The organism is Synechocystis sp. LKSZ1 (genome assembly GCF_040436315.1).
Classification (GTDB): Bacteria; Cyanobacteriota; Cyanobacteriia; order Cyanobacteriales; family Microcystaceae; genus Synechocystis.
In genome coordinates this window covers 2024444-2040199 of the sequence record NZ_AP031572.1, presented here as the reverse complement: position 1 = coordinate 2040199, position 15756 = coordinate 2024444, and the positions used below count along the sequence as shown (strand labels likewise).

The window sequence follows — 15756 nt, the reverse complement described above, 5'->3', positions numbered from 1 at the left end:
TCGTTCTAGAGGATATTTTCTACAAATATTTTGATCAACAAATAGCATGAAAAATAGTGTAAACTGGCAGAATGTTGGTATTGGAATAATTGCAATTACTATTGTTGGCTTAGTAACTTGGGCTTTGTTTCATGAAATTAGCAAAGCTCCTTGGCAATTCATCACAATTCTGATTGCTTTATTAGGTACATTGATTACATTTGCTGGTAATTTTCAAATCCAAATTCGTAATGAGCAAAAGCCTAAAAAAACCGAGATATACGACAAAGTAATTAACTTCTTCTTCGATTCAATTCTAGCTACAAGATTAGGGCAGCAACCTAAGAAGGAAGAAGAAATAGTTATAGTTAAGGAATTAGCAGAAATGACACCTGACTTGATTTTATGGGCATCTGATGATGTCTTGAATCTGTATATTAAGTTTCGACAAATGGCAAGTAGTAATATACAAAATGCCTCGAGCAGTCCCATTTCGATATTTGGTCAATTGCTACTAGCGATGCGAAAAGATCTAGGTCATCAAAACCAGCAAATAGATGAAGTATCGATTCTAGGAATTTTTGTGAATGATATTGAAAATCTCTCTAAATAAATATATCAGCTTGAATTGAATCGGTTTAACAATTCCGTTATGCAACGAATGTACAAAGTCTGCTAACGCTTTTGACGGTAGATGCGCCCCATTGAACCGTGGCCGATACTACTCGTCACCTCACTGGATGCAATACTAATCTTCCAAATTAGGGTAACAAATTTATGCTTCTTCCCCTTCCGTTGTAGGAAAGGCTGCTCAGGGCCAGAGCATTGATGTTAGCCTTGCTTGAAGGTATAGCACTTCATCCCAATACCAAAGGTGGCCTTGAGACAATAGACCGGTCCATAGACGCAACGGTAACAATAGGTTTTGGTGAAGATGCTACTGATGGTTTCTACGGGCTTACTAGGCGTTCGCTCGTCAAAGAGTGTTAGTTGTCGATAAGTGACCATTTTCCCGTATTCCAGTTTTTGCGGACAAGGCCCTGTAATCGGCGTAGGGTGGTTTGGGCCTGCCAACGAGATAGGCCTGTTGCCTGCTTGATCTGGTGAATGGTGCGAGGTCCGTTAACCAAGGCGTCCAACACTAGGATTTCCTGCTGGGCATTGGCATAGACTCGCTTGCTTTCTCGCGTTGGCTTGGGGTGAGTGAACAGGTCTTTTCGGTATCGGATTTGTTTTTCTGATTGCATAGGTCTCGATACTCCAGCGCTAAATTTATCAGATTCATGGCGATAACTTATGTCGTCAAAAAAGCTAAAACTCTAATTCAGGCTGAATGCCAACGATTTCACTGACATGGAATAACTCGTCATCTGCCCAAAAACTGGTGTTGCCATAGAACCACTCGCCATTCTCGGACTTCAAACGAGTGACGGTAATCTCAACGCCTGGATATTGCTCTACGAAGAAAATTAAGCCGGGGTAGGCCTGGGGAATAATGAGGGGGGGTAAATCAAGTGTAGTATATACTGCCATTTGTGAGTTGGGCATAGCTTCAAAGGAGACACACACACCCTGTCGCTGTGTGTTAGTTGTGCGTTTGTGCATTTCCGTCTGGGCAAGAGTTTCAGAAGATATAGAGGGGGGTGTACATCCGTTGTTATGCGTAAATTGTGCGTTAGTTGTGCCTAACGTTGTGCGTAAGCTGTAATCTTTACTGTGAATAGGTTGCATAGCTTTCGGGGGGTCGGGTTCATGTGTGTGTGAGGGGGGATATATGGGGGGTGAGTTTTCCACAGGTTTCTCAACAGGTACATTTTCTGGAAGTACTATGCCATAGACCTTGCGGCGAGGATTGGATTCGGAGGGACGTTTGATGAAGGGCTGGCCGTGGATCGGAGTGCCAAGGAGTCGGTTTAGGGCATTGCGGAGTTGCTTAGAGTCAAGGCCAGGGAGATAGTAGTTGATTTCCTCTATTTCGTAGAGTCCGGGGTGTTGCTCGTAGAACTCCTTGAGTCGTTGGGCCAGGGATTTGGTTGCAGGGTCGGCCACGTTGCCGGAGATGAGTTTGAAGCGACCCTCTTCGACGTTCATTTCGATGACTACATTGAGGGGCTCTGATCCACGCACTTTGTCTTGTCGAAGGGTTTTGGTTGTGCCTTCACCGTCGAGGATGAGGGTCGAGGACACTGAAGCGGCGATGGCGGTAGAGCCTCTGAGCTTGTTGACTCCCTTGTTGTCCTTGGATTTATTGAGGTGGTGAGTGATAGCAACGGGGGTACAGTGCTTGGCGGATAACTGCTCCAGTTTTTTAATGGTCTGACTGGCCTGGGCACAATTCTCGTCAAAGTTGGGGTCGTTGTGAATGGAGTTGAAGGAATCGACAATGACCAAGGCGGGGCGTAGGTCTTCCACCGCTTGTTCTAGGATGGCCCATTGGCTAACATCCCAGTCAAGCAGGACTTTGTAGCTGTGGGTAATGCCTCGGTTGATGAGCTTGTCTTGGCTGAAGTTATGGCGTTCGTCGCAATTGATAAAGAGGACAGGCCCTTGGCGCGTTGGAACTTCCCCTAGGAACTCCTCGCCATTGATGACACAACCAGCCAGGTCATAGAGTAGGGTGGTTTTGCCCCCGCCTGGGTTGCCGGCAAGTAAAGTGACTCCCATCGCTACAAAGCCAGGGGCCAGGAGGTTGGCTCCCGTGGTTGGCAGGGCCATAAATTCAGTGGGGTCATAGAGCTTCGCTTTGGGCTTGCTGGAATTATTGTCCAAGGATTCGGCAATGACCTCAAAGGTTTTCTTGTCCAGGCCAAATGAGCGACAGATTTGGGTCTTGAGTAGAGTTCTAGCGATCAGGTCGTGTTCTGCTAGGTAAGCAGCAATCTCCAGCCGGAGCTTGGTGGGGTCGTTACCTTCTTTGGGGGTTTTATCATGCCATAGCCGCCGCTCTAGTCGCTTGCTGATGATCCGCAGGAGGGACGGGAATCCTTGCCAGTCGTGAACCACTTTTCGCAATACTTGGGCGATGGTAGTCAGTTCGGCTTCGTCGGCGCAGTGAGGCTCGGTTTGCTCGAGTATCGCCAATACTTCCTCGTCTCGGAATTTATCGGTATCGACCAGGCTTAGACAATCTGCCAGGTCTTCGGCAATAATCGGCCAGTTGTAGCCGGTGAGCCTTGCCCCTTGATTGATTTGGTATTTGACAGGATAGACTACGGTATCTAGTAGGCCCAGGTAGTCCTTTAGGCGATAGTGGTTACTGAGCCAGTCTTTTGCTTTCTGGCCTTGGCCTGCATAACTGAGTAGCTCTGCTATCTCCAGGGGATTTGCCGGCGCTAACGGGCTGTCCATCGGATTACCGTTTGTTTCGGTGATGCGGTCACCCAGGGCATTGAATAGAGGCAGATAGCGATCTGGGATGGTGAGATTTTGTATCGTCATTGAGGGTACCTATTTCTCGAATGGGGAGACTTTGTAAGTGTGGTTATCGAGTTCAGCCCGGCCCTGGGGCATGGCAGAATGATTCGGTGAGATTCGATTAAGTTCTCGGTATTTTTCCTCTACTAACCAATCTAAAGCCTGTCCAGGGGTTCGATGGGTATGCTTGGCAATCTCTTTGAGCCATTGCTTGGTCTGTAATAAGACCCTGATTTTGATGTCTGTTTTACCTTGCATAGTGGTGATGAATAGTATCGTCAGTGATGGTATTATAACGCTACAGGTCTTGTCACGTCCTTGTTTATGGTTACAATGGGGGTGTTTAATGTTACTTTGTTTCACCATGTCACGTGAAGAAATGGCGAGATTGGCTAGTTTGCTCCGCGAGATTAGGGGAGATAAGTCAATTCGTTCATTTTGTGCTGACTTAGATCTACACTGGTCGGCCTGGCGGAATTGGGAAGCTGGTCAGTCATTGCCCAGGCTCGAGCATTTACAGACGATTAGCGAACTCAAAGGTTGGACGTTGGATCAGTTGTCGTCGTATCTGAGGACAGGTGATCCTAATTTGCCTCCATTTAGCATTGAGGAAATCTTGGAGTATGCTCGTAAACTCCCCTTGGAACAGCGAGCTGAGATGGCTAGACAGCTACTAGCTGGGTAGCATGATATTTTTCTAGCCTGCTAAGCCATTGCTCCCGGTAGTCGTTGGGGTTGAGGGTGAACAACTGGGCTTTATCGGGACTGAAGATGTAAATTCGACACTCCTCTATGGGGTCAAGTTGGCCTTCTTCATCCACGGCTAGCGCGTAGGCGGTGGCTTGTAGAAAGTAATCTGTGAGCCAGCTTTTCTGTTTAACTCGCTTGCTGGTCTTCCAGTCGCAGATAATCGGTCTTCCATTGTTCCAGGCTAAGCAGTCCAGGTGCCCCAGGTATTGGTGCTTGTGACTGATGACCTCCTTTTCCAGGGCTAGGTATTCGTTAGCGATGATGCGGAGGTGGGGTTCAGCGTTGTCCCATCGGCGTTGTTCTAGGTAATCGTTGGGGTCGCTGTAGTTTGGCCGCTTGCCCTCGGTGAAGAACTTCTCAATGGCCAGGTGGAACCGGGTTCCGTTATTCCTGGCCTCCTCGCTGATTTGTTCTGCGTGGTTGGCTCCATGGATTCGATCCATCTTGTTTTGCCACTTGCGGAGACGATTGCGGCTTTTCTCGTCTTCGGTGGCGCTGAGAATGTGGGTTACTCGCGGATAGTTGGGAGTCATGATAGGTCTAGTTCTAGCTGAATGTTGGTTTTTGCTGTGAGTTGTCTTTTCTTCATCAGGTCACTAAGGGCCTTGAGAACTTCGTGCCCTCTGATGTTCAGGTAGTCGTTTTTGACTTCCCCACTCATTTCATGGGCGAGTATTTCGGGGTCTATCGCTGCAACTGCCTCTGGGCCGCATTTGATTTGTAGCCACCATTTAACGAAGGTGCGTAAGGGAATGTCTTTGGCATGGTAGGCCTCTCGTATCTCTTCCAGTCCAAGGATGAGCGGTTCTGGCTTGAGGCGTAGGGATGCGACTAGCTTGAGTCGCTCGGTGGCGATGGGTTCGCTCTGGTTTTCTTCGAGTAGTTCTCGATTTTCGTCAATGATTTCTTGCATTACCTGTTTTGCGCTTCGTTTGGTGTTCATCGTGGTTCCTGGGGTAATAAAAAACCCTGGACAATAGCAGAAGCCCAGGCTAGGCTACTTTGAAGTTTCGTTCGTGTCCTAAGCCCTTTTTGGGCCGCTCGTTTTACGTTCTCCTGGTGGGTGACGTATTCCAGGTTGGTGATGTGGTTGTTTAGCTTATTTGCGTCAATGTGGTCGAGTTCGTATCCGTCCGGTCTTGACCCTATGAACGTTAGGGCGATTAGGTTATGAACGCGCCAGTTTTTTCGGTCTCCGTCTTTGACTAAGACAACTTTGGGGTATCCTCTCCAGATTTTTTGGCTTAGTTCTCCCTTTTTTGAGCGGATTTGTCCGGTGTCGCTGGCTTCGTATAGGCCCTCATAGCCTGGGATTGGTTTCCAATTTGGTTGGGTCATCGGTTTGCTGGGTATTGGATAAGAAAAAGACCTGAGAAAGTAGCAGAAACTAACTCAGGCCGTCAAGTTGAGGAGAAAACGCTGTTAGGATTTCCCGGCTAGGGTGCGGCGCAGGTCTAGTTCTTCGTCTAACTGAGACTGGTCTAGGCCATTGCTGGGAAATAGGGTGATCGGAATGTTGGTGTCCGTGAGTTGGGGATAACTCCCAATCAGCAGGGCAATTTTTTCCTGCATGGGGTCATCTTCGGCCCGGTCGGCCATTTCAAAGCCGAGGGTGTAATAAGTCCCATACTCGTTGGACTTCTGGATGAAGCTGGAATGAATGATGATGTTTTGGGGCTGTTTGCCTTCCAGGGTTGCTTCTAAAATCATGTTGCCAAAACTGCTTTGGTTCTGACCCTTGATGTAAGTCACAAAGACGGACTTGCCGCTTAAGACTTGCTCGGAGACTCCCCAGACTTGGAGCCAGTGGGTTGCCTTGGTCTTGCCCAAATCACCATAGAAGGGGACGACATGAATAGGGCTAAAGCTGAGTTTGTTGCCGATTGGGGTTACGCCATCGCCGCGCATCCATTGCCCAATTTGGCAGTTGTTGCGGACGGAGTAGGCCGTGGCAGGAACCATAATCCCGCTAGACCGGGTGATGCCAAAGCCGATGGGGTTTACTTCCTGAATTGCTGTCTCTTTCGTTTTCGTAGCCATTTTCTTTTCTCTACTTTTACTTTGTGAGTGGATACCAGGGGGCTGTTGCTTGACCATTGGTGAATGGTTAACCCCCAGCACTGACGAAATAAATTATCGTCATGCTCCTATAATACCGTGATACGCGGAAAAACGCTACAATAAAAGGGTTAAATTAGGTTAAGAAATATGGCAATTACTCAGCCAAGGAATGGGGGGAAATTTGCATCCCCTTACAAAGAAAGGCGGGGCAATCCTATCAGTTTGCGGTTGCCTCAATCTCTGGATCAACATATCCGGGTGGTTGCTGGGCCTGACCTAAAAGATTGGGTTGAACAGGCAATTAGGGAGAAGTTGGCCCGGTCTTGATTGCGATGCGTGGTGACAAGTAGCGATGCGCCTGCAAAGAGCAACGAGGAACAACAAAAAGCCCCCATTCCTGAGGGCCTTACTCCTACATCTGGTTTCGCTTCTGTCTTGGCTTGTGGGCTTTGTCCCAGGTGTGCTTAGATATTCGCCTTGTGGACTCTTCAATTATGGCGTTTCCCCATTGGATTAGGTAGGCCCTGCGGGCGAGGGTGGCCAATAAGGGTGCGGCTATTTCGTCAGGGGTTAAGGGTTGTTGGGTGAATTGGGGGAGATTGATTGGGGTCATTGTTTTTGCCTCTTGGCGTAAACACAAACAGGCCCGTGTAAATCGTGGAATAGTCTTTTTGGCCAGCAGTAGGAATTTAGGTTTTCTAACACTCGTGAGCGTTGATCGCCTTCACGGGTGATCCATCGGGTTCCACATAGGAAAACAAGGTCGCCTTCGCGTAAGTCTTTAACTTGTTTGATCATCGCTTTTCCTCTCTGAATCGTTTCAGCATTTCTTCTCGGCGTTTTAGGGCTTGCTCTAGGTCGCGTTGGAATCGTTCTTCTTTGCTGTTGAACCCTTCGCCGTGAAAGGGGTGGTCTTTGGGTGGTTTGGGAATGTGTCTGCTCATGAGAGTTTTCCTTCGTCAATGGGTTGCTCTAGGTCTTCGGCTAGTTGCCGGAGTTGGAGTTTTAGTACAGTTAACTTGTCCATAATGCAGGCTATTTCTAGGGCTATGTACTGAAGCTTTTTGGCTTCCTGTTTTCTGACTTCTTTGGCGTAGTTGCTGGTCATGGTGGTGAATGGCCCCCAGTGCTGAGGGCCGGTATCGGTTAGTCGTAGTCTTCTTCTATGAAAATCTCTGGTTGAGATTGTCCGAAGAATAGTTTTATTGCTAGCTGGCTTAACGGGGCTACCCCTTCTTTACGTCCGTAAGCTTCCTGAAGGGTCGGGGTTATTTCTAGCCCTCGTAGAGCCGCTTCGAGACAGTATGGCAATAGCTTTTTGTGGCTTGTTTCGATTAAGTCCGTGGCGCGATCCATGGTGCTTTCCAAGGAATAGCTTTTGTTAATTGCCTGTAGCACTACGTTTTGCTGGATTTTGTTTGGGTTTTCCAGTATTTCCCGACTTACTTTAATTTTTTGACACCATGTTTTAATCGTGTTTAGTAGGTGGTCATTGTTCATTTCAGCAATTAGCATTTGTGTTCCGTCTTTGGTAGTGTGCATTTCCATGGTTAGATCCTTTGGGTTTTGGTACATGGCCCCCAGTGCTGAGGGCCGGTGAGGGTTTACAGTATTCCTGCTTGGGCTTCTTCAAGGTAGTGATCGAGTGCGCTGTAATTGTCTAGCCCCCAGCGGTCAGCGTGTGCTTCTAGTCGATTGATTTCCTTGGTTATTTCCCAGCGGTCTTCTGCCGTCTTTGCTAGATTTAGGCGGGCTTCAAGGTGAGACATTTTTTGGTTGTATTCTTTTTCGGTCATGACTTTAGGCCCCCAGTGCTGAGGGCCAGAGAGGGTGGTTAAAACTCAGTGGGAAAGTCGCCGCGATAGATGGCGGGGGCTAGGTAGCGTTGGCAGAGCCGGTTGTACACTTCCATTGCTTGATTGCTGATCGGAGCTTCTGGGGCTGGTAGAAATCCGTTCATTAGCTCGGCTAGGATTCGTTGCGCTTGGGTGTAGCGTTCCTCCTCCCAGGTTCCCGCCCCTTCCCAGGCAGACCAGAAGGAATGATGGCCTAGGGCTACATCAAGACGGCTAATGGGTAATTCGTCAGGGTGTACTTGGGGTCTTTCAAAGACTGCAAACATTGGTAAAATTTCCTTACTTTGTGAGTGGCCCTCGAAGAGTTCTCAAGCCCTAAGGCGGAATGAGCGACCCTTCGGCGGGGCTTTTTTGGGGCTAACTGGTGATACAAAGTATCGTCACCAAGGACAAACTAAAAGGGGCAGCAGAAGCGATACAGAAATTCGTCGAGCTGATTTCGGTAGATGCCCCGGATTTTGAGCTCATAATCAAATTCTTTGAGGTGTTTGGGCTTGCGGATGGTGACTTCGCTGGCTCCATAGGTACTGACAATTTCCTCGACTGTATCCTTGGGAAGTTTGAATCCGCTATACTCAACCCCTAGGTACAGGATGAAGGCGGGTTCTTCATCGGTTGAATTGCCCCAGTTGTAAATATCTCCGCCCATGGCTTCACAAATTACACAATTGTAGGTGAGACGACGGGTGATAAAACTGTCGTGGGGCGAGCGAATTAGTACGGAACCAATTGTCATAATTTTGTCTCCTGGGCGATTGCCCTTAACTTGACTTGATACGTCTATTATACCGTGTAACACGGCGTTTGTGTTATAATAAGCGAAAGAAAATTGATAAAAAATGACACTAAATAATTACTTGAAAAGCTCTGGATTACAGTACACTTGGGACGGTGAGAAGGTGATAATCCGGCTACCGGATGGACGGGGCCAAGACCGCTACGCCGACGAACTGTATAAGCTGCTCTGGCAAGAACTGAAGCTCCCTTACTACTGGTATCCCCGCCCTGGCTGTATGTTTTGCGTGGTAGTGCCATTCTGGGGTGGTGGGCGGACATAACGCCAGCCGGAGAGCCACAGGCCAACGACCAACGAGGAACGGAGGCCGAAGGCAAGAAATGCCCTAGGGTGGAACGAGAAACCCCAAGGGAGAACACCCGAATGCCTCACCTCTCTCCGTTCGTAACTCCCCAATGCGCGTGCCGACACCCAGTGACAAACTGAAGCACACCACAAAACGGAGCAACAGGGACGAGCCGCAGGCTAAACTTGCCCTAGGGCGGGAAGGAAGACCCGTAGGCGAGAGCCCCAACGTAATCAAAGCCCAACCGCCAAAGAGCCTGCCGAACTGAGCCACGCCGCTTAATGTGAAATGCCCAACCACCCAAGAGCGAGCGAAGGCGAGCCAGCAAGAGATGGGCAACCTTGACTGAGACAAGCAGCACGGGGAAGGGATGGCAGTGCCAGCAAAAGAGGGGCAGCAATAGGCAAAGTGACTGGTGTGCCAAAATATCCCTAGGTGGAGGCTAACGCGCCAAAGCCTGGCAACGCCGGGCGAAACTTGAACGCGGCCGGCCGAAGGCGGGACGCAACCATAGATTCAAGGCCCTGAGATACAAAACTGGCGAAATGGACGACCATCAAAATCCTCGTCTCCGCCTACGGATTTTTCAGGTTTAGAGATCAGGCCCTGACATAGAAAAAAATAGAAAATTTCATTGTTTGATGTGCCTGGTTGAGCTATTTTTACGCCCTTTCTTCAAGGCCCTGGGATGCAATTACTGCTACTCATTACTATTCTCCATCGAATCATCCTGAGACGCTTATGGCTTGCCGCACGAGGGACTAGCGCCTTTGGCAGAGACAGTAAAGGAAAAAGTCCCTTGCCTCGTCTTTGCTGGCTCTGGGCTAATCGCCCGCAGGCCCGGCCCCCTTGTCCATGTATGATTTGTTTTCCTTTTTTTAACAAGGGGCGTGTCCATCTGTGGCCCATTGGCAATCACTAAGAAGAAAAATTATACTGATTAATAATGGGAACTATGTATCGTCTGGCCCCGGTCTGCCGGGGTTTTAATTTAACCGACGCCCAAAAAAAGGGCCCGAAGGCCCAAAAGCAAAACCGAGCTAGGGAGCCGGAGCGACGGGAACCGAAACCGCCCAACCCTCAGGAACCCGACGAGCCGCAACGAAGGACAGACCCGGAACACGGCCGGCCCAGCGCGAAGCAAAAGCCCCAGCGGAAGCAGGAGAGGCAAAGACCGCAACCAGGACAAGGCCGGAGGCAGAGCGAGCCGAATCCCGCAGGAACCAACGCAAGGCCCCGGAGCTGAGAGCAGAACCAGAAACGAAGCGACGGGCCGGTAAGGCAACCCACAAATCAGAAGAAACAGACACGACAAAAACCGCCAGAAACAACAGCACAACACATAGCGGCGGCGATCAAGGCAAGTCCGAAGGGGAACCAATTTGCAATGGCCCCAACGCCGTTCGATACCGTTGGATTTGGTGATTACCTTTATGCGGCGGCTAGGGGCAACGACTGAGATGTTTCCCCTGAGCAGGGTTAAGGCTTGCCCGTTGGGTTTAAGACGGTGAGCATGAATCATGCCGCTAGACTGAGAAAGCTGTGTGGCGGCCAACCAATCAAGAAATCAATCACCAACGCCGTAGGCAACCGCTTATATTCCAGTCATCTGAGATACCCATCAATTTCGACTGGCCCTGCAATCTCACTTCATAGGCCCTGTCAACCTATTCATCTTTCTCTGGCCCTGGGGACACGCATAAAAAAACGAGGCCCGCAGGCCCCGCAAGGAGAACTAGACCAAAACCGAAAGCCGACGCAGGCGAGCGACCCGAGAAGACAAAGCCCCACCAGAGAGCGAACGCCCCGACGCAGAACGAAGCAGGCAACACCCAGCAACAACCGAGGGCGGAAGCGGGAACCCACCAGGCGGCACAACCCCAGGAACAAGACGGCGCACAGGACGACGAAGCAAGCAAGAAACGAAGCAGAACCAAACAGCAAACAAAAGCAAAGCGAACATGGCCAAAACCGCCAGAAACAACGCAGCTAGGGAGACCGGAGGGAGACAAGGGCGAGCAGTCTGATAATTAAGGCCCCCACCATAGCCCCGCAGGGCCGAGAACAACGGGGGCAACGAAAGGTGAGTTGATGCCGGAGGCACCCTTGACCCTGTAGGTAGAATGGCCAAACCTGGCATAGCGGTGCTTTTACAGGTAGCCCCCCGATGAGCGGAGGGATGGGGGGTTAGACTTCGTTATTTCAAAGCCGGGCAGGGCCGGGCGAAACTTGAACGCGGCCGGCCGCCGGCGGGACGCAACGACTACCACCGAGCCGAACAGGCAGAACCCGACCAAACCCCAGGCCGGAGCAGGCCCAACGGTTCAGAAAGGGCCAGGCAATACTCCTGGGAAGTTTGGGAGTGGTGGAAAAGGATGAGATTATCCCCGCCGCCAATGTGGAAGGTGCCACGATAACTGACCTGGAGGCCAGGGCCTGGGAAATTGACCAGTTCTAAATGGGTGTTGTCATCCAAGTCCACGGCGGAAGGGAGACAACCAGCCGGGGAGGCCTGGATATCGTGGCTGGTGATAGTGACTTGGCAGGCCATCCCTTTCTTGATGGCCACCCGTTGAATCTCCTGTAAGGCCCCCTTAACAGCAATTAAATCTGACTTGAGATTTTGGTTGGCAAAGAAGCCAATCATACTAGGTAGGCCAATAGCAGCAAGGATACTGACAATCGCCATGATTGTTGCAATTTCGATTAAAGTCCAGCCGTGAGGGCCAGACCTTAAGCAACGACGTAAGCACCGAGGTCTAAGGATACACATCAGGGACGAGGACTATAAAGATTGCCTTTGAGACAAACAGAGGCCATGGTGTCCCACAAATTAGCGGGGTTGAAGTAATACAAGACGGAGCCAGTGGAGCGGCGTAACTGGTAGCCATCAACATATTGGAAAGCCTCTCCCATGCTGGTCTTCAGGTCGCCATCCCAATACTCCAGGATGTTGAAGGAAACCGTTCCACACTTGCTGGCCTTGAGAGACTTAGTTTTGGTACGCCCAGAATAGGTTCCCTCATGGTTGCCAGCTAAGACGACCGCATATTCTTTGTTAGCCATTTGAGGCCCGAGAGGAGGGTCATAGAATTTGACCAGACCTCCCCCGACCCATAGCGTCCATTCCCCAGCCGGCCAAGGAGTACCGTATCCTCCCTTCGTGACCTGGCCATTGACACAAAAAGGCTCATTAGCGGGGCTATCATCGACAGCAGCATCGCCCCAATAGAAAAGCCATTTGCCAAGGTCAGCAATTTCGACCCGTTGCCAACCGCTACCAGCCCCACGCAGAGGATAACTGCCAGCTTTGACGGTCAGGATACCGCAGGAATCGGCCTTAGCCTTAGTGCGATAACGATAGGAAGGAATGAAAAGCTCGTATGTTTCATAGGGGTTAAGGCCCTGAAGCGTGACCGTCGTTTTGCGGGTCTTGGCATTGAAGTAATTGCCCCCCGTTATCTGTTGAGCAGAGGCAGGCAACAGGGGCAAGAGGGCCGATAGGAGGAGAGCGAAGGAAAGAAGGCGTTTCATTTGCGATTGGGGTTAACGTTTTCGCTGGTGTGGCCATCCTCTTGTCTGGGTTGAGGGGTATTCCCTGGGGTCTGGGCCAGGGTAGGGAGAGAGACGACAGCAATGAGGAGAAGCGAGAGCAGAGTTTTAAGGGCCATACGAAAAAAGGGGAAGATTCCCCTAGACGATGAGTGAGAAGCAAACGAGACAACAATTAGGGCCAATCCGCCGTGAACAGGGCCACCCCATTGCGACAAATTGGCCCTCCACTGACCGAAGCGATGGTGGCGGTATCAATGCCGATAACCGTGGCCTGAGTCTCTTTATCCTTGAGAGTCAGGACACCGGTGGGATTCGCATAGGCCCCCGTGCTAGAGAGCTTGGCGATGCCACAGGTATTGGCCTTAATACTGCGGGTCTGGGACAAGTCCAGATACCGGACATCGTGCTGGGAGTAGTCCACCAGGCCCGTGAAATAAACATCCCCCTCAGCGGTTTTCAGAACAGCGGCCGGGGTTAGGTTGGTACCAGCGAGTTGACCATCAGTACATTTAGGAGCGGCCTGAGTGGGGAGACTGCCGACCGTAAAGGCCGTATTACTGCCCAACTGGAGATTGCTGGCATCGGTGATCGGGGAAGACTCAGTGCTGGCGAGTTTGAAGAAGCCGCATTCATTAGCGGTCTTTTTGACAATCTTGGGCAGGCCAGGGTAGGCGGCCTCGAGGGTTTGATAGCTATTAAGACCACTGACGTAGATATCACCAGTGCGGGTCTCCTTGCCAGCGGTGGGGACAGCCGAGGCCACATCAGCAACAGCCGTTAGACTGAGAAGGAGGAAAAGGGAGGCAGGGAAAGCCTTGGGAAGACGCATGGGGAGTCGAATCCTGACGAAAAGTTGATGGATTCTATATGTCCTCCCCCAAATGTCAAGGCCCTTCATCCCTCCAAGATTGACAGAAACAGCAATGGAAAAGAAGTCATGTTATTTAACCCCGTGTGCAACTATTTTTTAGGCCTTGATTTACAAGGCTTTCAGAAATAAGGAAGGTTAGATTATCGCCTGGAACCCTGATTCTGCTGTTTTTAGTTGCACATCGCGTTATTTATGTAATCAAGGCTAAATCAAAGACAATGATTATATAAACTGTTTTTGGTCGCTTGGTTTGACTTGCGTGAACTGTGAATCAGAGTTGGGTATTTAGTGGGAACTAGATGCCATAATGTAACTAGATTCAGTTGCAGTTTATTGGATAAGGGGTGTGAGTCGTAAAGAAAAGCTGATTAAAAGGCTATTGGCTCGTCCTAAAGATTTTAGCTGGGATGAGTTGGTGTCTTTATTGGTGGCTCTAGGTTTTGAGGAGATAGCCACGGGGAAAACAGGGGGGTCACGGCGACGATTTATTCATTCGAATGGGGTCACTCTCGCTTTACACAAGCCCCATCCTCAAAACATCTTAAAACGATATCAAATAGAACAAGTGATTGAGTTACTCCAGGGAGAAGAATTGCTATGAACAATATGATGCAGTATAAGAAATATTTTGGTTCAATTCACTATAGTGATGAAGATCAAATCTTTTATGGCAAGGTGGAGTATATTCGGAGTCTGATTAGTTTTGAAGGGGAAGATGTCCCTAGTCTCCGAGCGAATTTTGAGGCAGCAATCGATGATTATCTAGCTCTTTGTGAGGACGAAGATATTATTCCTGAACAGCCGTTTAAGGGCAGTTTCAATGTGCGAGTTAGTAGCAAGCTCCATCGACAGGCGGCTCTCTTTGCCCAGGAACAAGGAATTAATCTTAATAAGTTAGTGACGGATGCCTTGGAGTCCTACCTCCGCTCTGTGACTTTGATATAGTTCATAATTTCGAGGAGTTGGACTACGGGATTGACGATAAAAGGGCGATGGCCAGGGCTATACTGAGTTGCGAGACTGCTCTGGAGAGGTACAGCGGGAAGAAACCTGCTCTTTTTGCAATGGTACTGGGCAATCTAAGAGCCTGAGCTGGGAGACAGACAGTCATGAGTATTTCTGAAGCCATTACCCTTACCCAACAGTTTGGAGATTGTTTAGCCCAAGGCAATTACAACACTGCCCACTCCCTACTGACCCCAGAACTCCAGCATCAATACTCACCTCAGGCCCTACAGCAGACCGTCGAAGCCATGATTGCCTATGGTTCTGGCCCTATACAAACAGCCCTGGTAATGACGGACTGCCTCCTGACGGAATGGCAATATCCCCCCATGGAAACTGGGGATGTGGTGTGGCTGTATACCTCCCTTGAGGGTGAGGATTATCTCGAAGCAGTCTCTGTCATCGTGACTGAGCAGGCTGGAAAACTGGTCATTCGCTGGTTGGAATGGGGACGACCATAACGAGTATAGGATTACCCTTTTAAAAGCGATTTGAGGTATTGCTTTATAAGCTTGCTCCATTTCATAGTGATTTCATTTTGCTTTGTCACACTGGAAGCAGGATAGAAAAGCAAGAATGGAGTGCTCTTATGCGTCATCAACTTTGGCTTTATGGATTAGCGGGACTGCTCCTCAGTGGTTCGGCTGTTGGTGTAACGAGGGCTTATCAAAATCAAACGCCGACTATGCTAACCCAAACACCGATGCAAATGGGCTGGACAGACCAGGGGTTTATCGCAATGATGATTCCCCACCACCAAGATGCCATAGACATGGCCGAGATGGCCTTAAAAAAGGCCCAGCACCCTGAACTGAAAAAGCTAGCTCAGAGCATTATTAAAGACCAAAACCGAGAAATTAAAGAAATGCAGACTTGGTACAAACAGTGGTTTGGCCAGGCTGTTCCCCCCCTATCAAGTCAGGGAGTGATGGGGATGCACCAGGGCCATGACATGATGGCAATGGATTTAGAGGCATTGGCAACGGCCCAGAACTTCGACCGGGAATTTATTCGTCAGATGATTCCCCACCACCAAATGGCGGTCATGATGGCCAGTAACCTGAAAACCAACACCAATCGCCCGGAAATGAATAAACTAGCGGATGATATTATTCGCTCCCAAAGTGCGGAGATTAAGCAAATGAAGCAATGGTATCAAAGCTGGTATGGTCGCTAAAGGGTA

At 49.7% G+C, this 15756-nt stretch carries 24 protein-coding genes; 6 read left to right on the top strand and 18 right to left on the bottom strand.

From position 1 onward, the window contains the following. The first annotated feature begins 46 nt into the window (after window positions 1-46). Window positions 47-592 (top strand): hypothetical protein, encoded by a 546-nt coding sequence (locus tag ABXS88_RS09540; protein WP_353671811.1) that lies wholly within the window; start codon window positions 47-49, stop codon window positions 590-592. A gap of 218 nt (window positions 593-810) precedes the next feature. Here the strand turns inward: ABXS88_RS09540 and ABXS88_RS09535 are convergent, their stop codons facing one another. The 13 genes from ABXS88_RS09535 to ABXS88_RS09475 all read right to left on the bottom strand — a co-directional run bounded on the left by ABXS88_RS09535 (window position 811) and on the right by ABXS88_RS09475 (window position 8796). After that, window positions 811-987, bottom strand: a complete 177-nt coding sequence (locus ABXS88_RS09535; protein ID WP_353671810.1) for a hypothetical protein — start codon at window positions 985-987, stop codon at window positions 811-813. After that, a complete protein-coding gene (locus tag ABXS88_RS09530; protein ID WP_353671809.1) occupies window positions 966-1226 on the bottom strand; it encodes a hypothetical protein in 261 nt (86 codons plus the stop codon). Before ABXS88_RS09530 ends, ABXS88_RS09535 begins: the two co-directional genes overlap by 22 nt. 64 nt (window positions 1227-1290) lie before the next feature. After that, the gene (locus tag ABXS88_RS09525; RefSeq protein WP_353671808.1) at window positions 1291-3417 is read right to left on the bottom strand and encodes an AAA family ATPase; all 2127 of its coding nucleotides are present in this window, start codon (window positions 3415-3417) and stop codon (window positions 1291-1293) included. Window positions 3418-3426: 9 nt separating this feature from the next. Further along, window positions 3427-3651 (bottom strand): hypothetical protein, encoded by a 225-nt coding sequence (locus ABXS88_RS09520; RefSeq protein WP_353671807.1) that lies wholly within the window; start codon window positions 3649-3651, stop codon window positions 3427-3429. A 404-nt stretch (window positions 3652-4055) separates the two neighbouring features. Beyond that, the gene (locus ABXS88_RS09515; protein ID WP_353671806.1) at window positions 4056-4676 is read right to left on the bottom strand and encodes a PD-(D/E)XK nuclease family protein; all 621 of its coding nucleotides are present in this window, start codon (window positions 4674-4676) and stop codon (window positions 4056-4058) included. Next, entirely contained in the window at window positions 4673-5086 is a 414-nt protein-coding gene (locus ABXS88_RS09510; protein ID WP_353671805.1) for a hypothetical protein, read from the bottom strand. Before ABXS88_RS09510 ends, ABXS88_RS09515 begins: the two co-directional genes overlap by 4 nt. Then, window positions 5083-5481 (bottom strand): NUMOD4 motif-containing HNH endonuclease, encoded by a 399-nt coding sequence (locus tag ABXS88_RS09505; protein WP_353671804.1) that lies wholly within the window; start codon window positions 5479-5481, stop codon window positions 5083-5085. The genes ABXS88_RS09510 and ABXS88_RS09505 overlap by 4 nt, the downstream gene beginning before the upstream one ends. An 84-nt stretch (window positions 5482-5565) precedes the next feature. Further along, window positions 5566-6183: a hypothetical protein gene (locus ABXS88_RS09500; protein ID WP_353671803.1), complete on the bottom strand. Its 618-nt coding sequence runs from the start codon at window positions 6181-6183 to the stop codon at window positions 5566-5568. A gap of 961 nt (window positions 6184-7144) precedes the next feature. Then, entirely contained in the window at window positions 7145-7312 is a 168-nt protein-coding gene (locus ABXS88_RS09495; RefSeq protein WP_353671802.1) for a hypothetical protein, read from the bottom strand. A gap of 38 nt (window positions 7313-7350) precedes the next feature. Next, window positions 7351-7752 (bottom strand): hypothetical protein, encoded by a 402-nt coding sequence (locus ABXS88_RS09490; RefSeq protein WP_353671801.1) that lies wholly within the window; start codon window positions 7750-7752, stop codon window positions 7351-7353. A gap of 56 nt (window positions 7753-7808) precedes the next feature. After that, complete coding sequence (locus tag ABXS88_RS09485) at window positions 7809-8000, bottom strand: hypothetical protein (RefSeq protein WP_353671800.1); 192 nt, start codon at window positions 7998-8000, stop codon at window positions 7809-7811. Between the two features lie 38 nt (window positions 8001-8038). Continuing rightward, the gene (locus ABXS88_RS09480; protein ID WP_353671799.1) at window positions 8039-8326 is read right to left on the bottom strand and encodes a hypothetical protein; all 288 of its coding nucleotides are present in this window, start codon (window positions 8324-8326) and stop codon (window positions 8039-8041) included. Between the two features lie 128 nt (window positions 8327-8454). Continuing rightward, the gene (locus ABXS88_RS09475; protein ID WP_353671798.1) at window positions 8455-8796 is read right to left on the bottom strand and encodes a hypothetical protein; all 342 of its coding nucleotides are present in this window, start codon (window positions 8794-8796) and stop codon (window positions 8455-8457) included. A 103-nt stretch (window positions 8797-8899) separates the two neighbouring features. On the opposite strand from ABXS88_RS09475, the gene ABXS88_RS09470 reads away from it, so the two are divergent. Next, a complete protein-coding gene (locus tag ABXS88_RS09470) occupies window positions 8900-9118 on the top strand; it encodes a hypothetical protein (protein WP_353671797.1) in 219 nt (72 codons plus the stop codon). A gap of 1064 nt (window positions 9119-10182) precedes the next feature. Here the strand turns inward: ABXS88_RS09470 and ABXS88_RS09465 are convergent. From ABXS88_RS09465 to ABXS88_RS09445, 5 genes are all read right to left on the bottom strand, one after another. After that, entirely contained in the window at window positions 10183-10452 is a 270-nt protein-coding gene (locus ABXS88_RS09465) for a hypothetical protein (protein WP_353671796.1), read from the bottom strand. A 953-nt stretch (window positions 10453-11405) separates the two neighbouring features. Further along, window positions 11406-11831, bottom strand: a complete 426-nt coding sequence (locus ABXS88_RS09460; RefSeq protein WP_353671795.1) for a hypothetical protein — start codon at window positions 11829-11831, stop codon at window positions 11406-11408. A gap of 83 nt (window positions 11832-11914) precedes the next feature. Next, a complete protein-coding gene (locus tag ABXS88_RS09455) occupies window positions 11915-12676 on the bottom strand; it encodes a hypothetical protein (protein WP_353671794.1) in 762 nt (253 codons plus the stop codon). Continuing rightward, complete coding sequence (locus ABXS88_RS09450) at window positions 12673-12813, bottom strand: hypothetical protein (RefSeq protein ID WP_353671793.1); 141 nt, start codon at window positions 12811-12813, stop codon at window positions 12673-12675. Before ABXS88_RS09450 ends, ABXS88_RS09455 begins: the two co-directional genes overlap by 4 nt. A 56-nt stretch (window positions 12814-12869) precedes the next feature. Continuing rightward, complete coding sequence (locus ABXS88_RS09445) at window positions 12870-13526, bottom strand: hypothetical protein (protein ID WP_353671792.1); 657 nt, start codon at window positions 13524-13526, stop codon at window positions 12870-12872. A 388-nt stretch (window positions 13527-13914) separates the two neighbouring features. Between ABXS88_RS09445 and ABXS88_RS09440 the strand changes: the two genes are divergently transcribed. From ABXS88_RS09440 to ABXS88_RS09425, 4 genes are all read left to right on the top strand, one after another. Beyond that, complete coding sequence (locus tag ABXS88_RS09440) at window positions 13915-14169, top strand: type II toxin-antitoxin system HicA family toxin (protein ID WP_353671791.1); 255 nt, start codon at window positions 13915-13917, stop codon at window positions 14167-14169. Then, entirely contained in the window at window positions 14166-14513 is a 348-nt protein-coding gene (locus ABXS88_RS09435) for a type II toxin-antitoxin system HicB family antitoxin (protein ID WP_353671790.1), read from the top strand. The genes ABXS88_RS09440 and ABXS88_RS09435 overlap by 4 nt, the downstream gene beginning before the upstream one ends. A gap of 164 nt (window positions 14514-14677) precedes the next feature. Then, on the top strand, window positions 14678-15034 hold the full coding sequence (locus ABXS88_RS09430) for a hypothetical protein (protein ID WP_353671789.1): 357 nt from the start codon (window positions 14678-14680) through the stop codon (window positions 15032-15034). Between the two features lie 128 nt (window positions 15035-15162). After that, window positions 15163-15750 carry a DUF305 domain-containing protein gene (locus ABXS88_RS09425; protein WP_353671788.1) on the top strand — a complete coding sequence of 196 codons (588 nt, stop codon included), beginning with the start codon at window positions 15163-15165 and terminating at the stop codon, window positions 15748-15750. Window positions 15751-15756: the final 6 nt, after the last annotated feature.

What these genes read in the sequence shown, in the direction of transcription:
- ABXS88_RS09490 (WP_353671801.1), bottom strand. Translation starts at nt 7,752, where the DNA reads ATGGAAATGCACACTACCAAAGACGGAACACAAATGCTAATTGCTGAA.
- ABXS88_RS09500 (WP_353671803.1), bottom strand. Translation starts at nt 6,183, where the DNA reads ATGGCTACGAAAACGAAAGAGACAGCAATTCAGGAAGTAAACCCCATC.
- ABXS88_RS09475 (WP_353671798.1), bottom strand. Translation starts at nt 8,796, where the DNA reads ATGACAATTGGTTCCGTACTAATTCGCTCGCCCCACGACAGTTTTATC.
- ABXS88_RS09505 (WP_353671804.1), bottom strand. Translation starts at nt 5,481, where the DNA reads ATGACCCAACCAAATTGGAAACCAATCCCAGGCTATGAGGGCCTATAC.
- ABXS88_RS09425 (WP_353671788.1), top strand. Translation starts at nt 15,163, where the DNA reads ATGCGTCATCAACTTTGGCTTTATGGATTAGCGGGACTGCTCCTCAGT.
- ABXS88_RS09455 (WP_353671794.1), bottom strand. Translation starts at nt 12,676, where the DNA reads ATGAAACGCCTTCTTTCCTTCGCTCTCCTCCTATCGGCCCTCTTGCCC.
- ABXS88_RS09435 (WP_353671790.1), top strand. Translation starts at nt 14,166, where the DNA reads ATGAACAATATGATGCAGTATAAGAAATATTTTGGTTCAATTCACTAT.
- ABXS88_RS09445 (WP_353671792.1), bottom strand. Translation starts at nt 13,526, where the DNA reads ATGCGTCTTCCCAAGGCTTTCCCTGCCTCCCTTTTCCTCCTTCTCAGT.
- ABXS88_RS09450 (WP_353671793.1), bottom strand. Translation starts at nt 12,813, where the DNA reads ATGGCCCTTAAAACTCTGCTCTCGCTTCTCCTCATTGCTGTCGTCTCT.
- ABXS88_RS09430 (WP_353671789.1), top strand. Translation starts at nt 14,678, where the DNA reads ATGAGTATTTCTGAAGCCATTACCCTTACCCAACAGTTTGGAGATTGT.
- ABXS88_RS09515 (WP_353671806.1), bottom strand. Translation starts at nt 4,676, where the DNA reads ATGACTCCCAACTATCCGCGAGTAACCCACATTCTCAGCGCCACCGAA.
- ABXS88_RS09510 (WP_353671805.1), bottom strand. Translation starts at nt 5,086, where the DNA reads ATGAACACCAAACGAAGCGCAAAACAGGTAATGCAAGAAATCATTGAC.
- ABXS88_RS09540 (WP_353671811.1), top strand. Translation starts at nt 47, where the DNA reads ATGAAAAATAGTGTAAACTGGCAGAATGTTGGTATTGGAATAATTGCA.
- ABXS88_RS09520 (WP_353671807.1), bottom strand. Translation starts at nt 3,651, where the DNA reads ATGCAAGGTAAAACAGACATCAAAATCAGGGTCTTATTACAGACCAAG.
- ABXS88_RS09530 (WP_353671809.1), bottom strand. Translation starts at nt 1,226, where the DNA reads ATGCAATCAGAAAAACAAATCCGATACCGAAAAGACCTGTTCACTCAC.
- ABXS88_RS09535 (WP_353671810.1), bottom strand. Translation starts at nt 987, where the DNA reads ATGGTCACTTATCGACAACTAACACTCTTTGACGAGCGAACGCCTAGT.
- ABXS88_RS09485 (WP_353671800.1), bottom strand. Translation starts at nt 8,000, where the DNA reads ATGACCGAAAAAGAATACAACCAAAAAATGTCTCACCTTGAAGCCCGC.
- ABXS88_RS09470 (WP_353671797.1), top strand. Translation starts at nt 8,900, where the DNA reads ATGACACTAAATAATTACTTGAAAAGCTCTGGATTACAGTACACTTGG.
- ABXS88_RS09495 (WP_353671802.1), bottom strand. Translation starts at nt 7,312, where the DNA reads ATGACCAGCAACTACGCCAAAGAAGTCAGAAAACAGGAAGCCAAAAAG.
- ABXS88_RS09525 (WP_353671808.1), bottom strand. Translation starts at nt 3,417, where the DNA reads ATGACGATACAAAATCTCACCATCCCAGATCGCTATCTGCCTCTATTC.
- ABXS88_RS09460 (WP_353671795.1), bottom strand. Translation starts at nt 11,831, where the DNA reads ATGGCGATTGTCAGTATCCTTGCTGCTATTGGCCTACCTAGTATGATT.
- ABXS88_RS09480 (WP_353671799.1), bottom strand. Translation starts at nt 8,326, where the DNA reads ATGTTTGCAGTCTTTGAAAGACCCCAAGTACACCCTGACGAATTACCC.